11 protein-coding genes are annotated in these 13,309 nt (G+C 71.7%); 9 read left to right on the top strand and 2 right to left on the bottom strand.

Annotated elements, in window-relative coordinates:
- Nucleotides 1-73: 73 nt before the first annotated feature.
- Nucleotides 74-844, bottom strand: a complete 771-nt coding sequence (map, locus tag OG852_RS10075; protein WP_330347635.1) for a type I methionyl aminopeptidase — start codon at nucleotides 842-844, stop codon at nucleotides 74-76.
- Nucleotides 845-876: 32 nt separating this feature from the next.
- On the opposite strand from map, the gene OG852_RS10070 reads away from it, so the two are divergent.
- The 9 genes from OG852_RS10070 to OG852_RS10030 all read left to right on the top strand — a co-directional run bounded on the left by OG852_RS10070 (nucleotide 877) and on the right by OG852_RS10030 (nucleotide 12,551).
- Nucleotides 877-1,128 (top strand): helix-turn-helix domain-containing protein, encoded by a 252-nt coding sequence (locus OG852_RS10070; protein WP_133913922.1) that lies wholly within the window; start codon nucleotides 877-879, stop codon nucleotides 1,126-1,128.
- Nucleotides 1,129-1,282: 154 nt separating this feature from the next.
- On the top strand, nucleotides 1,283-3,307 hold the full coding sequence (locus OG852_RS10065; protein WP_330347634.1) for a hypothetical protein: 2,025 nt from the start codon (nucleotides 1,283-1,285) through the stop codon (nucleotides 3,305-3,307).
- Nucleotides 3,308-3,508: 201 nt separating this feature from the next.
- Nucleotides 3,509-4,351 carry a nitrilase-related carbon-nitrogen hydrolase gene (locus tag OG852_RS10060; protein WP_133913920.1) on the top strand — a complete coding sequence of 281 codons (843 nt, stop codon included), beginning with the start codon at nucleotides 3,509-3,511 and terminating at the stop codon, nucleotides 4,349-4,351.
- The gene (locus OG852_RS10055) at nucleotides 4,348-5,631 is read left to right on the top strand and encodes an aspartate aminotransferase family protein (protein ID WP_133913919.1); all 1,284 of its coding nucleotides are present in this window, start codon (nucleotides 4,348-4,350) and stop codon (nucleotides 5,629-5,631) included. The genes OG852_RS10060 and OG852_RS10055 overlap by 4 nt, the downstream gene beginning before the upstream one ends.
- Before the next feature lie 41 nt (nucleotides 5,632-5,672).
- Nucleotides 5,673-7,259, top strand: a complete 1,587-nt coding sequence (locus OG852_RS10050) for a PucR family transcriptional regulator (protein WP_133913918.1) — start codon at nucleotides 5,673-5,675, stop codon at nucleotides 7,257-7,259.
- Between the two features lie 191 nt (nucleotides 7,260-7,450).
- Nucleotides 7,451-8,293: a nitrilase-related carbon-nitrogen hydrolase gene (locus OG852_RS10045; RefSeq protein WP_133913917.1), complete on the top strand. Its 843-nt coding sequence runs from the start codon at nucleotides 7,451-7,453 to the stop codon at nucleotides 8,291-8,293.
- Nucleotides 8,294-8,399: 106 nt separating this feature from the next.
- Nucleotides 8,400-9,803, top strand: coding sequence for a dihydropyrimidinase (gene hydA / locus OG852_RS10040; RefSeq protein WP_133913916.1), 1,404 nt, complete (start codon nucleotides 8,400-8,402; stop codon nucleotides 9,801-9,803).
- 11 nt (nucleotides 9,804-9,814) lie between these two features.
- Nucleotides 9,815-10,834: a TIGR03842 family LLM class F420-dependent oxidoreductase gene (locus OG852_RS10035; RefSeq protein WP_330347633.1), complete on the top strand. Its 1,020-nt coding sequence runs from the start codon at nucleotides 9,815-9,817 to the stop codon at nucleotides 10,832-10,834.
- 187 nt (nucleotides 10,835-11,021) lie between these two features.
- Entirely contained in the window at nucleotides 11,022-12,551 is a 1,530-nt protein-coding gene (locus OG852_RS10030; RefSeq protein ID WP_166663592.1) for an NCS1 family nucleobase:cation symporter-1, read from the top strand.
- 67 nt (nucleotides 12,552-12,618) lie between these two features.
- On the opposite strand, the gene OG852_RS10025 is transcribed toward OG852_RS10030, so the two are convergent.
- On the bottom strand, nucleotides 12,619-13,293 hold the full coding sequence (locus OG852_RS10025) for a hypothetical protein (protein ID WP_133913913.1): 675 nt from the start codon (nucleotides 13,291-13,293) through the stop codon (nucleotides 12,619-12,621).
- Between the last annotated feature and the right edge of the window lie 16 nt (nucleotides 13,294-13,309).

Here is a 13,309-nt window from a genome sequence, read left to right as displayed (position 1 = left end):
CGGGTGTCGTTCGGCGGGTGCGGGCCGTGGGGGTTCTCGCGCGGTTCCCCGCGCACCTTTCGGCCCGGTTGCTCTACCGCCTCTCTGTCAGGACCCGGGGTCCGTCCTCCGTGATGGCCACCGTGTGTTCCACGTGGGCGGCTCTGGAACCGTCGTTCGTTTTGAGGGTCCAGCCGTCGGGGGCCGCGTGGTAGTCGTCGCGGCCGCCCGCGATCAGCATGGGCTCGATGGCGATCACCATGCCGGGGCGCAGACGCAGGCCGCGGCCGGGGCGGCCCTCGTTGGGGACCCCGGGGTCCTCGTGCATGTGGCGGCCGATGCCGTGGCCGCCGAAGCCGTCGGGGATGCCGTAGCCGTCGGCGCGGCAGACCGTGCCGATCGCGTGGGCGATGTCGCCGATGCGGTTGCCGGGGACCGCCGCCTCGATGGCGGCCGCGAGGGCGCGTTCCGCCGTCCCGATCATCCGGACGTCCGCCGGGCGCGCCCGGCCCACGGTGAAGCTGATCGCCGAGTCGCCGACCCAGCCCCCCAGTTTCGCGCCGGAGTCGATGGAGACCAGGTCGCCGTCGCACAGCCGCTGACCGGTGGGGACGCCGTGCACGATCGCGTCGTTCACCGAGGCGCAGATCACCGCCGGGAACGGGGTGGGCGCGAAGGACGGCCGGTAGCCGAGGAAGGGCGAGTCCGCGCCCGCCTCCCGAAGGACGTCCCGTGCCACCTCGTCCAGCTCCAGCAGCGTGACGCCCACGTCGGCGGCCTTGCGCACGGTCGTCAGGATCCGCGCCACGACCTGGCCCGCTTCGTACATGGCATCGATCGACGCCCGCGTTTTGAGTTCCACCATGCCAATTACTATACCGGTATTAGAATGACGGCATGGTGCGTAACCCGTTGACCCCGGAAGAGCGCGAGCGCGGCGAGCGACTCGGGCGGTTGCTGCGCGAGGCGCGCGGTGGGCGGAGCATGGCCGAGATCGCGGCCAGTGCGGGCATCTCCGCCGAGACCCTCCGTAAGATCGAGACCGGACGGGCGCCGACGCCGGCGTTCTTCACCGTCGCGGCGCTGGCCGGTGCGCTGGGGCTGTCGATGGACGAGTTGGCCGGGAGGTGTGCGCCGGTCGGTGTGTGAGCCGGCGTGAACTCGGCCGGGGCGGGGGCTCTTTCCGGCCAAGGTCCGCGCAGGGCGGCTTCCGCGTCCGCTTTGAAAACTCGTCGTAGCCCGGCTGTAACACGGCTGGTGTTTTCTACGGACCGGAGTGTTCCGGTCGGGCGGGAGCTGTGCGATGGGTGTGGATCAACTCCCGGGCCGGGTGCGGGAGTTCGCGAACTACCTGAACGGACTGCTGGCGCGCCTCGATCAGGGCGCCGGCTGGTGCGCGGTGTTCTGGCAGCGCGATCCCGACGGTATGCAGGCCTGCCTCGACGGGGTCGAGGTGCCGCCCTGGGACGTCGTGGAAGCGCTGTTGCAGGATTTCGCCGCAGAGCACGGCACACCGGCCGCCGCCCGGGACGCCGACCTCGCACGGTCCCTGCACGCCGCGGCGCTCGCCGCGTACGACGCCCGTCCCGGCGGTCGTGACGCCCTCGGCGACCGGCTCGACGTGATGCTCCGCGAGCAGCGCTACGCCGTCGAACGCCAGGCCGAACTGGGGCGCCTGCTCGGTGCCGCGGCCACCCAGGAGGACGCCGAGGCCATCCGCCTCGACCTCGCCTGGGCCCACGACGACCACGAACGCGCCGTGGCCCGCTGCGCCGAACTCCGCTACCGCATGGCCGAGTTGGACCGCAGGCAAGGGGAGGGGCAACGGTCGGGTCCCCACCCGACACACGGCCCCGCAGGGCGGGTGCCCACCCGTGGTTCCGGGCACATGGCCGGAGCGGCGGGCGGTCCCACAGATCTCGCCTACGACGCGGAGCCCTCGGCGGGCGGCCGAGGCGCGGCCGACTCGACTGCTCACCCGGCGGCGTCCTCCCATCCGGCGCCGTCCTCCCATCCCGAGACGTCCCCGCATGCGGCCGGGTCCCCCCGTGCGGCCGGGTCCCCTCACCCGGCCGCGGCGTCTCACCCGGCCGGGTCCCTTCACCCGGATCCCTCGCCCCAGCCCGTGCACCCCTCCGCCCCGGCCCCGGTCGCCCCGCACGACCGCGCCCCGGCCTCCGGCTCCTTCTTCGACCGGGCTCCCGGTTCGGCCGCCGCTTTCACCCCGGCCTCCGGCCCTGGCTCCGTCTTCGACCCGGCTCCCGGTTCGGCCGCCCCCCGCGCCCCGGCCTCCGGCTCCGTTTTCGACCCGGCTCCGGCTCCGGGTTCGGCCGCCGCTTTCGTTCCGGCCTCCGGCTCCGGCTCCGTCTTCGACCCGGCTCCCGGTTCGGCCGCCGCTTCCGCCCCGGCCTCCGGCCCTGGCTCCTTCTTCGACCCGGCTCCGGCTCCCGGTTCGGCCGCCCCCTTCGCCCCGGCCTCCGTCCCCGCCCCGGCCCCGGACCCCGAACCCGTCGCCGTTCAAGGCCCCGCTTCCATCGCCACCCCGACCCCCACCCCCACCCCCCGCGAGGAAGCCGAGCCCCTCCCCGCGCCCTCCAAGCAGCGCAAGCGGCGGCGGGGTGGGGCGCGGTTCGCCGGGGTGGTTCAGGAGGAGGACGCCGTCGTCGTACCGCCGACCGTCGGGACCGAGCCCCCCGAGCCCGCTCCCGCCGGCCGGCGCACGCTCCGGGGCGCACGGTTCGCCGGGGCGGCCGCGCGGGCGGAGCGGCGGGAGGAGCCGCAGCGGGAGCCCCTGGACGCCGAGGCGCGGCGGGAGACCGTGCGGGCGGTGGAGCGGCTGGTGGGGCTCCGGGCGGAAGGGCGCAGCGGCGAGGCGCACGCGCTGCTCGTCGAGCTCGCGTACTGGCCGGCCGCCCGGATCCCGCTGCTCGCCGCGGAGCTCCAGCGCGCCGGGCTGAGCGCCGACTGGACCACCCTGCTGTGGGAGGCCGCCTCCCTGCCCGCCGACCGCCTGGTGGAGGCGGCCGACGCCCTGGCCGCCGTGGGGCGCACGGTCGACGGCGAGCAGATCCTGCGGCAGGGCGTGGCCCGGCCGGCCGAGGAGATCGGACGGTCCGTCCTCGCGCTGCACTCCGGCGGCCGCCGCCGCGAGGCCCGCGCCCTCCTCGACGCCTACGTCCGCGTCCGCAGCCCGGAGGAGGCGGCCCGCAGCGCCGCCCCCGCCCCCCAGACCCTCGTCCCCCTGCTCCTGGAGGCGGCCCGAGGTGTCTCGGAACAACGCCGCTGGGACCTGGTCCACGCCCTGAGGGTCGCCGGCCTCACCGTCTGACCGGGTCCGCAGCGGGTGCGGACGGGGCGGTCCGGCTACGCCGTCCGCACCCCGGCTCACCCACGTGAGTGTGAAACACGATCGACCCCGCGGGTTGACGACAATGGTCTTGGCAAGCCCCTCCCGGAGGCTTACGTTCGTCCCTCTACGACCTTCGTCTACGGGCGTAGAGGCTCTGACGTCCTGTCGAAGGAGCAGCTCATGACCGACGTCGTACGTGCCGCGCTGGTCCAGGCCACCTGGACCGGCGACACCGAGTCCATGGTGGCGAAACACGAGGAGCACGCCCGTGAGGCGGCCCGGCAGGGCGCGAAGGTGATCGGGTTCCAGGAGGTCTTCAACGCCCCCTACTTCTGCCAGGTGCAGGAGCCCGAGCACTACCGCTGGGCCGAGCCGGTGCCGGACGGGCCGACCGTGCGCCGGATGCGGGACCTCGCGCGCGAGACGGGCATGGTGATCGTCGTCCCGGTGTTCGAGGTCGAGCAGAGCGGTTTCTACTACAACACCGCCGCCGTGATCGACGCCGACGGCTCCTACCTCGGCAAGTACCGCAAGCACCACATCCCGCAGGTCAAGGGCTTCTGGGAGAAGTACTACTTCCGGCCGGGCAACGTCGGCTGGCCCGTCTTCGACACCGCCGTCGGGAAGGTCGGCGTCTACATCTGCTACGACCGCCACTTCCCCGAGGGCTGGCGGCAGCTCGGCATCAACGGCGCCCAGCTCGTCTACAACCCCTCCGCCACCCACCGCGGCCTCTCCAGTCACCTGTGGCGGCTGGAGCAGCCCGCCGCGGCCGTCGCCAACGAGTACTTCGTCGCCGCGATCAACCGTGTGGGAGTCGAGGAGTACGGGGACAACGATTTCTACGGGACGTCGTACTTCGTCGACCCGCGAGGCCAGTTCGTGGGCGAGGTCGCGAGTGACCGGAGCGAGGAACTCGTCGTCCGCGACCTGGACTTCGACCTGATCGAACAGGTGCGGCAGCAGTGGGCCTTCTACCGCGACCGCCGCCCCGACGCCTACGAAGGGCTGGTACAGCCGTGAGCGACCTGTACGCGCGTCACCGCAACGTCCTGCCGGACTGGCTGGCGCTCTACTACGAGGAGCCGCTGGAGATCACCCACGGCGAGGGCCGGTACGTCTGGGGCGCCGACGGGACCAGGTACCTGGACTTCTTCGGCGGGATCCTCACGACGATGACCGCCCACGCCCTGCCCGAGGTGACCAAGGCCGTCACCGAGCAGGCCGGACGGATCATCCACTCCTCCACGCTGTACCTGAACCGGCCGATGGTCGAGCTCGCGGAGCGGGTCGCCCAGCTCAGCGGCGTCCCCGACGCCCGCGTCTTCTTCACCACCTCCGGCACCGAGGCCAACGACACCGCCCTGATGCTCGCCACGACGTACCGGCGCAGCAACACGATCCTGGCGATGCGCAACAGCTACCACGGCCGTTCCTTCAGCGCGGTCGGCATCACCGGCAACCGCGGCTGGTCGCCGACATCGCTGTCCCCGCTGCAGACGCTGTACGTGCACGGCGGGGTGCGCGGCCGAGGCCCCTTCGCCGGGCTGGACGACGAGGAGTACATCGCGGCCTGCGTCGACGACCTCAAGGACCTCCTCGGCCACACCCGGCCGCCCGCCGCGCTGATCGCCGAGCCCATCCAGGGCGTCGGCGGCTTCACCTCGCCCCCCGACGGCCTGTACGCGGCGTTCCGGGACGTCCTGCACGAGCGGGGCATCCTGTGGATCGCCGACGAGGTGCAGACCGGCTGGGGCCGCACCGGCGACCACTTCTGGGGCTGGCAGGCGCACGGCCGCAGCGGCCCGCCCGACATCGTCACCTTCGCCAAGGGCATCGGCAACGGCTCCTCCATCGGCGGGGTGATCGCCCGCGCCGAGATCATGAACTGCCTGGACGCCAACAGCATCTCCACCTTCGGCGGCACCCAGCTCACCATGGCCGCCGGCCTCGCCAACCTCACCTACCTCCTGGAACACGACCTCCAGGGCAACGCCCGGCGCGTCGGCGGTCTGCTGATCGAGCGGCTGCGGTCCGCCGCCGCCCAGGACCCCGGCGTACGGGAGGTCCGCGGACGCGGCCTGATGATCGGCGTCGAGCTGACCCGGCCCGGCACCGACAAGGCCGACCCGGAGCGGGCGTCGGCCGTGCTGGAGGCGGCCCGGGCGGGCGGCCTGCTGCTCGGCAAGGGCGGCGGGCACGACACCAGCGCCCTCAGGATCGCCCCGCCGCTGTCCCTGACCGTCGCGGAGGCCGAGGAGGGCGCCGCGATCCTCGAAAGCGCGCTGAGGAGCACGCAGTAGCACCGGTCGAGCAGGAGTACCGGTCGAGCAAGGGAACCGCCATGACCACCACCCTGGAGACCTGGGGCCCCGTAGAGCCCCTGGAACCCGCCCTGTCGGTCCGTCAGGTCCTGTCCCTGGAGCGCGTCCTCGCCGGGGACCCCGAGGTGGTGGCCGGCGCGGACCGGCTCGACCGGCCGGTGCGCTGGGTGCATGTCGCCGAGGCCCCGGACGTCGGCGTGATGCTGAGCGGCGGCGAGATGGTCCTCACCACCGGGGTCCTCCTCGCCGGGGACGAGGGCGCCCAGGCCGAGTACATCCGGTCCCTGCACCGCGCCGAGGCCGCCGCCGTCGTCCTCGGCCTCGGGCGCGCCTTCCCCGCCCCGCCCGACGCGATGCGGCGCGCCGCCGAGCGGTGCGGGCTGCCCCTGGTCGTCCTGCACCGGCCGTTCCCGTTCGCCGAGCTGACCGAGGAGGTCCAGTCCCGGCTGGTGCGCCGCAAGTTCGCCGCCGTCAGCCTCTCGGAGGCCGTACGGACCGCCCTGACCGCGCTGATGACGGCCGGGGCGCCGCTGCAACGCCTCCTCGACGAGATCGCCCACCACACCGGCTGCCCCGTCGTCGTCACCAACCTCGCCCACCGGGTGCTGGCCACCGGCGGGGAACGCTCGGCGGTCGACGACGTGCTGCGGGACTGGGAGCGCATCGCCCGGCAGGCCGGCGGCACCGAGGGCGACGGCTGGATCCGCGCCGAACTCGGCGGACGCGGCGAACGGTGGGGAGAGATCATGCTGTGCGGCTACCGCGGCGACACCGCCGGCGGCCGTCTCCTCGCCGACCGTGCCGCCGAGGCCCTCGTCCTGCACCGCATGCTCGGCGGGGCCTCCGCCCACACCTGGGAGGAGCAGTCCGCGCAGAGCCTCCTCACCGACCTCGCCTCCGGTGTCGTACCGGCACGGCAACTGCTTCCGCGGGCCCGGGCGGCCGGACTGCCCGTCAACCGGCGCACCTTCGTCCCGCTGGTCGTCCGGGACGGCGATCCCGCCCAACTCGACCGCATGCTACGGCTGTTGGGGCTGCCGGGGCTGGTCGCGGAGCTCGCCGACGGGGCCACCGCCGTGCTGCTGAGCCTCGCCCGCGACCAGGACGCCGAGGCGCTCGCCGCGCACTTCGCGGCCCGGCTGCGCACCGAGTCCGCGGAACCCGGCACGGTCGTCGCCTCCGCCGGACCGCGCACCCTGTGGGACGACGTCCCGGCCGGACTGCGCGAGGCCAGGCACGTCGCCGACGCCGTCGCCGACTCCTCGGCCGCCCTCGACCTGCCGCCCGTCGTCCGCCTCAAGGACGTCCATCTGCGCGGACTGATCCGGCTGCTGCGCGACGACCCGCACGTGCAGTCCTTCGCCGAGCGCGAGCTGGACGGACTGCTCTGCGCGGGAGCCGGAGACGACCTCCTCGCCGTCCTGCGCACCTATCTCGCCACCGGCCGCAACAAGTCGCGCACCGCCCAGCTCCACCACGTCTCCCGCCCCGCCCTCTACCGCCGCCTGGAGGCGATACAGGCCCGCCTCGGGGTGGACCTGGACGACTTCGAACAGGCCGCCTCGGTGCACATCGCGCTCCTCGCGCACGACGCCCAGCAAGCCTGACCCACCGGTCCCGGCAGCCCCGGGCAACACCCCGGAAACATGGAACGACCTGCGAAAACGGCGGTGAAACATGGGACTTGGAGGACGTGACACGGTGGCACGCCCGACTCCCCCAGACGTGACACCGTGCCACTCAAAGCGGGCTCGTCGGCTTTCTAAGGTCCTCTCACACCGAGCGAGTGGAGGTCCCGATGAGCAGAGTGATCCGCGCCGCCGTCTTCCAGACGGCCTGGACCGGCGACAAGGAATCGATGATCCAGGTGCACGAGCAGGCGGTCCGCGACGCGGCCGCGCAGGGCGCCCAGGTCCTGTGCTTCCAGGAGCTGTTCTACGGGCCGTACTTCTGCCAGGTGCAGGACCCGCAGTTCTACGAGTACGCCGAGCAGATCCCCGACGGCCCGATCGTCCAGCGCTTCCAGGCCCTCGCCCGGGAGCACGGCATCGTCCTGGTGCTCCCGATGTACGAGGAGGAGCAGCCGGGCGTCCTCTACAACACGGCCGCCGTGATCGACGCCGACGGCTCCTACCTCGGCAAGTACCGCAAGCACCACATCCCGCAGGTCAAGGGCTTCTGGGAGAAGTTCTACTTCCGCCCCGGGAACGCGGGCTGGCCGATCTTCGACACGGCCGTCGGCAAGATCGGCGTGTACATCTGCTACGACCGCCACTTCCCCGAGGGCTGGCGGGCGCTCGGCCTCGCGGGCGCCGAGATCGTCTTCAACCCCTCGGCCACCTCGCGCGGTCTGTCCGCCTACCTCTGGCAGCTGGAGCAGCCGGCGGCGGCCGTCGCCAACGAGTACTTCGTCGGCGCGATCAACCGGGTCGGCACCGAGGAACTCGGCGACAACGACTTCTACGGGACCTCCTACTTCGTGGACCCGGAGGCCCAGTTCGTCGGCGAGGTGGCGAGCGACAAGGAGACCGAACTCGTCGTCCGGGACCTGGACCTGGCCAAGCTCCGCGAGGTCCGCGACCGCTGGCAGTTCTACCGCGACCGCCGCCCGGAGGCGTACGGCCCGCTGACAGCCCCGTGACGCATGCAGCTCTCCCGCGCCCCTGCTGCTTTCAGGGGCGCGGGGAACCGCGCGACCAGCCCCCGCAGACCCGCACCCGACCACCTACCTCTCCGGAGCCGGAAACATGAGCAGCCGTAAAATCATCCGCGGCGGTCTCGTCATCACCGCGTCCGACGAGATCCACGCCGACGTCCTGATCGAGGACGGCCGTATCGCCGCCCTCGCCGCCTCCGGGACCCCGGCCGCCGAGGCCTGGACCGACGGGCAGGTCATCGACGCCACCGGGAAGTACGTCATCCCGGGCGGGGTCGACGCCCACACCCACATGGAGCTGCCCTTCGGCGGCACCTTCGCCTCCGACACCTTCGAGACCGGCACCCGCGCCGCCGCCTGGGGCGGTACGACCACGATCGTCGACTTCGCGGTGCAGAGCGTCGGCCAGACCCTGCGCGACGGCCTGGACGCCTGGCACGCCAAGGCCGAGGGCACCTGCGCGATCGACTACGGCTTCCACATGATCGTCTCCGATGTGAACGAGGAGACGCTCAAGGAGATGGACCACCTCGTGGAGGAGGGCGTCACCTCCTTCAAGCAGTTCATGGCCTACCCGGGTGTCTTCTACAGCGACGACGGCCAGATCCTGCGCGCCATGCAGCGCTCCGCCGACAACGGCGGCCTGATCATGATGCACGCCGAGAACGGCATCGCGATCGACGTCCTGGTGGAGCAGGCGCTGGCCCGCGGCGAGAGGGACCCGCGCTACCACGGCGAGGTCCGCAAGGCCCTGCTGGAGGCCGAGGCCACCCACCGCGCGATCCGGCTCGCCCAGGTCGCGGGCGCCCCGCTGTACGTCGTGCACGTCTCGGCCATGGAGGCGGTCGCCGAGCTGGCGAGGGCGCGCGACGAGGGACTGAACGTCTTCGGCGAGACCTGTCCGCAGTACCTGTTCCTGTCGACGGACAATCTCGCCGAGCCGGACTTCGAGGGCGCCAAGTACGTGTGCAGCACCCCGCTGCGGCCGAAGGAGCACCAGGCCAAGCTCTGGCAGGGTCTGCGCACCAACGACCTCCAGGTGGTCTCCACGGACCACTGCCCGTTCTGCTTCGTGGGCCAGAAGGAGCTCGGGCGCGGGGACTTCTCCAAGATCCCCAACGGTCTGCCGGGCGTCGAGAACCGGATGGACCTGCTCCACCAGGCCGTCGTCGACGGGCACATCTCGCGCCGCCGCTGGATCGAGATCGCCTGCGCGACCCCGGCCCGGATGTTCGGCATGTACCCGAAGAAGGGCACCATCGCGCCCGGCGCCGACGCGGACGTCGTGATCTACGACCCGCACACCGAGCAGACGGTCTCCGCCGAGACGCACCACATGAACGTCGACTACTCGGCGTACGAGGGCAGGCGTCTCACCGGCCGGGTCGAGACGGTCCTGTCGCGGGGCGAACTCGTCATCACCGAGCGGGAGTACACCGGACGCGCGGGTCACGGCGTCTACACCCCGCGCTCCACCTGTCAGTACCTCACCTAGGAAGGGCGCCCATGGACTTCGGACTCGTCCTGCAGACCGACCCGCCGGCCTCGAAGGTCGTCGAGCTGATGCAACGCGCGGAGGACAACGGCTTCACCTACGGCTGGACCTTCGACTCCGCCGTGCTCTGGCAGGAACCGTTCGTGATCTACAGTCAGATCCTGGCCGGCACCAGCCGCCTGACCGTCGGCCCCATGGTGACCAACCCGGGCACCCGCACCTGGGAGGTCACCGCCTCCACCTTCGCCACCCTCAACGACATGTTCGGCAACCGCACGGTCTGCGGCATCGGCCGCGGCGACTCCGCGATGCGGGTGGCCGGCCGCACCCCGAACACCCTCGCCCGGATCAGCGCCGCCATGAAGGTCATCCGCGCCCTCGGCTCGGGCCAGGAGGCCAACCTCGGCGGCACGGTGATCCGCTTCCCCTGGATCAAGGAGGACGCGAAGCTCCCCGTCTGGATGGCCGCGTACGGGCCGAAGGCGCTGAAGATGACCGGGGAGGAGGCCGACGGCTTCATTCTCCAGCTCGCCGACCTGTATCTCACCGAGTACATGGTGAAGGCTGTCAAGGACGCGGCGGTCGCGGCCGGCCGTGACCCCGGTGACGTGAAGATCTGTGTCGCCGCCCCCGCCTACGTCACCGAGGACGACTCGCCCGAGGCCCTCGCCCACGCCCGCGACCAGTGCCGCTGGTTCGGCGGCATGGTCGGCAACCATGTCGCCGACCTGGTGTCCAAGTACGGCGCGCACTCCTCCCGGGTCCCCGAGGAACTCACCGACTACATCAAGGCCCGTGAGGGGTACGACTACTCCCACCACGGCCGCAGCGACAACCCCGACACCGCGTTCGTGCCCGACGAGATCGTCGACCGGTTCTGTGTCATCGGCCCCGTCGAGAAGCACGTCGAGAAGCTGCGGGCCCTGCGCGAGCTGGGTGTCGACCAGTTCGCCGTCTACGACATGCACGACGCCCGCGAGAAGGTCATCGACGCGTACGGCACGACGGTGATCCCCGCCCTCAACGGCTGACCCGCGCCCTCCTGTCCCCAGGATCGACTTCCCCTCCCCCCACTCCAGTTCTCCCCTTCCTCGCCGTCCCGGGGGAGGGGGAGGCGGGGCCGGAGAAGGACCGGCACCCTCCCCCACCCGTCCTTCTCCGGCCGCGCCGGCCCCGCACGGCCTTTCCGGATCCGCCCCTCGTTTGATTGGCCTGCCCATGACCGACACCGCTCCCACGGCCATACCCGTGTCCGACCAAGTCACCCTCCCCGACGGGCGCGTGGAGTTCGCCCCGGGGTCGCCGCCGCCCACCGGCCCCTACGCCAACGAGGACCTGCTGCCGGTTCCCGTCGAGAAGCGCACCTGGACCACGTACAACTTCTCCGCGCTGTGGGTCGGCATGGCCCACAACACGGCGTCGTGGACGCTCGCCTCCGGTCTGATCGCGGTCGGCATGGACTGGAAGCAGGCGGTGTTCACCATCGCCCTGGCCAATGTGATCGTGCTCGTCCCGATGCTGCTCACCGGGCACGCGGGACCGAAGTACGGCATCCCCTTCCCGGTCTTCGCCCGCGCCTCCTTCGGGATCCGCGGCGCCAACCTCCCGGCGGTCGTCCGGGCGTTGGTGGCGTGCGGCTGGTTCGGCATCCAGACCTGGATCGGCGGCGAGGCGATCTACTTCCTCGCCGGGAAGCTGATCGGCAACGGCTGGAGCGACGCCGGGACGATCGGCGGCCACCCGTGGACCATGTGGCTGTCGTTCGCGATCTTCTGGGCGATCCAGGTCGCGATCATCTACCGGGGCATGGAGACCATCCGCCGCTTCGAGAACTGGGCGGCGCCCTTCGTCATCGTCGGCGCGCTGGTGATGCTGATCTGGATGAGCAACAAGGCCGGAGGCTTCGGCCCGCTGCTCGACCAGCCGTCCAAGCTCGGCTGGGGCGGCGACTTCTGGAAGCTGTTCTGGCCCTCCCTGATGGGCATGATCGGCTTCTGGTCCACGCTGTCGCTGAACATCCCGGACTTCACCCGCTACGGCAAGTCGCAGAAGGCGCAGACGTGGGGGCAGGCCCTCGGTCTTCCCACCACCATGACACTGTTCGCGCTGCTGTCGGTGCTGGTGACCTCCGGCTCGCAGGCCGTGTACGGCGAGACGATCTGGGACCCGGTCCAGCTCGCCGCCAAGACCGACAACGTCTTCGGGCTGCTGTTCGCGCTGGTGACCGTGCTGGTGGCGACCCTGTCGGTGAACATCGCGGCCAACCTGGTCTCGCCCGCGTTCGACTTCTCCAACGTGGCGCCGCGCCGGATCAGCTTCCGCACCGGCGCCCTCGCCACCTGTGTCATCGGAGTGCTGATCTTCCCGTGGAAGCTGTACTCCGACCCGCAGGGCTACATCTTCACCTGGCTCGGTCTGGTCGGCGGTCTGCTCGGCACGGTCGCCGGCATCCTCATCGCCGACTACTGGATCCTGCGCCGCGGCAGACTCGACCTGACGGACCTGTACCGCGCGGGCGGCCGTTACTGGTACGACGGCGGCTGGAACTGGCCCGCCGTGGTGGCCTTCCTCGCGGGCGGTGTCCTCGCGATCGGCGGCGCCAGCTTCAAGCCGATCCTCGACGGACGGCCGATTCCGGCCCTCGAATCCCTCGCCGACTACGGCTGGGCGGTCGGTCTCGGCACCTCGACGCTGGTGTACCTGCTCCTGATGACGGTGACCGGACGGCGGGCGCGCAGCGCCGCCTGACGTACGGCCACCGGGAAACGGCCGGGGGGCCTTGGACCCTCCGGCCGTCGCCGTGTCCGCGGACCGCTCAGCCGGCGCTCTTCCGCAGCGCGGCCACGGCCTCCTTGGCCGCCTTGATCGCGCCCTTGTTGATCACATCCGTGCTGGGGGCCTTCTTCGACTCGAAGTCGCTGCCGTTGTAGGTGACGACGACCAGCGCGTTGGAGACCCGGGCGATGACGGTGCCCTCCCGGGTCTGCTGCTTGTCCTCCGTGGTCAGGTTCACCACCGAGTAGCCCGCGTCACCGAGCCCCGGCACATCGCCGCCGCCGCTCTTCTCCTTCAGCCGGTCCGTGTACGAGGACTGCGCCGCGGCGTCCGAGTCGGTGATCTCGAAGGAGATGTCGAGCCAGCGGTAGTCGAAGCCCTTGAGCGCGTTCCAGGAGCAGGTGCGGCGCAGCTTGGTGTCCGTGGAGGGGATCTCCTTGCCGGCCGTCTTGGCGCCCGGCACCAGCGTGGTGATCGTCTTGGCGGCCACACTCGTGCACGGCGCGAGCGCGGCGTCGTACGTCTTGGACACGGCGGTGCCGGACGAGCCGCCGTCGGAGTCCTTCTTCTCGGACTGGGTCTGCCGGGTGTCCTTGGCCGCGGTGTCCTGGGCGTCGGCGTCCGAACCGGAGGTCATCGCCCAGCCCGCGCAGGCCAGCACGACCACCGGGGTCAGACGGGCGGTGAGGGCGAGCGGCAGTGGGAGAGAACGCACGGCGCACTTTCGTGGG

Origin of the sequence: Streptomyces sp. NBC_00582 (assembly GCF_036345155.1) — a bacterium.
Taxonomy (GTDB): domain Bacteria; phylum Actinomycetota; class Actinomycetes; order Streptomycetales; family Streptomycetaceae; genus Streptomyces.
This window is presented reverse-complemented; position numbering and strand designations above follow the sequence as displayed.

Excerpts from the sequence above, each read along its gene's own strand:
- map (WP_330347635.1), bottom strand. The coding sequence starts at position 844 with ATGGTGGAACTCAAAACGCGGGCGTCGATCGATGCCATGTACGAAGCG.
- OG852_RS10070 (WP_133913922.1), top strand. The coding sequence starts at position 877 with ATGGTGCGTAACCCGTTGACCCCGGAAGAGCGCGAGCGCGGCGAGCGA.
- OG852_RS10065 (WP_330347634.1), top strand. The coding sequence starts at position 1,283 with ATGGGTGTGGATCAACTCCCGGGCCGGGTGCGGGAGTTCGCGAACTAC.
- OG852_RS10060 (WP_133913920.1), top strand. The coding sequence starts at position 3,509 with ATGACCGACGTCGTACGTGCCGCGCTGGTCCAGGCCACCTGGACCGGC.
- OG852_RS10050 (WP_133913918.1), top strand. The coding sequence starts at position 5,673 with ATGACCACCACCCTGGAGACCTGGGGCCCCGTAGAGCCCCTGGAACCC.
- OG852_RS10045 (WP_133913917.1), top strand. The coding sequence starts at position 7,451 with ATGAGCAGAGTGATCCGCGCCGCCGTCTTCCAGACGGCCTGGACCGGC.
- hydA (WP_133913916.1), top strand. The coding sequence starts at position 8,400 with ATGAGCAGCCGTAAAATCATCCGCGGCGGTCTCGTCATCACCGCGTCC.
- OG852_RS10035 (WP_330347633.1), top strand. The coding sequence starts at position 9,815 with ATGGACTTCGGACTCGTCCTGCAGACCGACCCGCCGGCCTCGAAGGTC.
- OG852_RS10030 (WP_166663592.1), top strand. The coding sequence starts at position 11,022 with ATGACCGACACCGCTCCCACGGCCATACCCGTGTCCGACCAAGTCACC.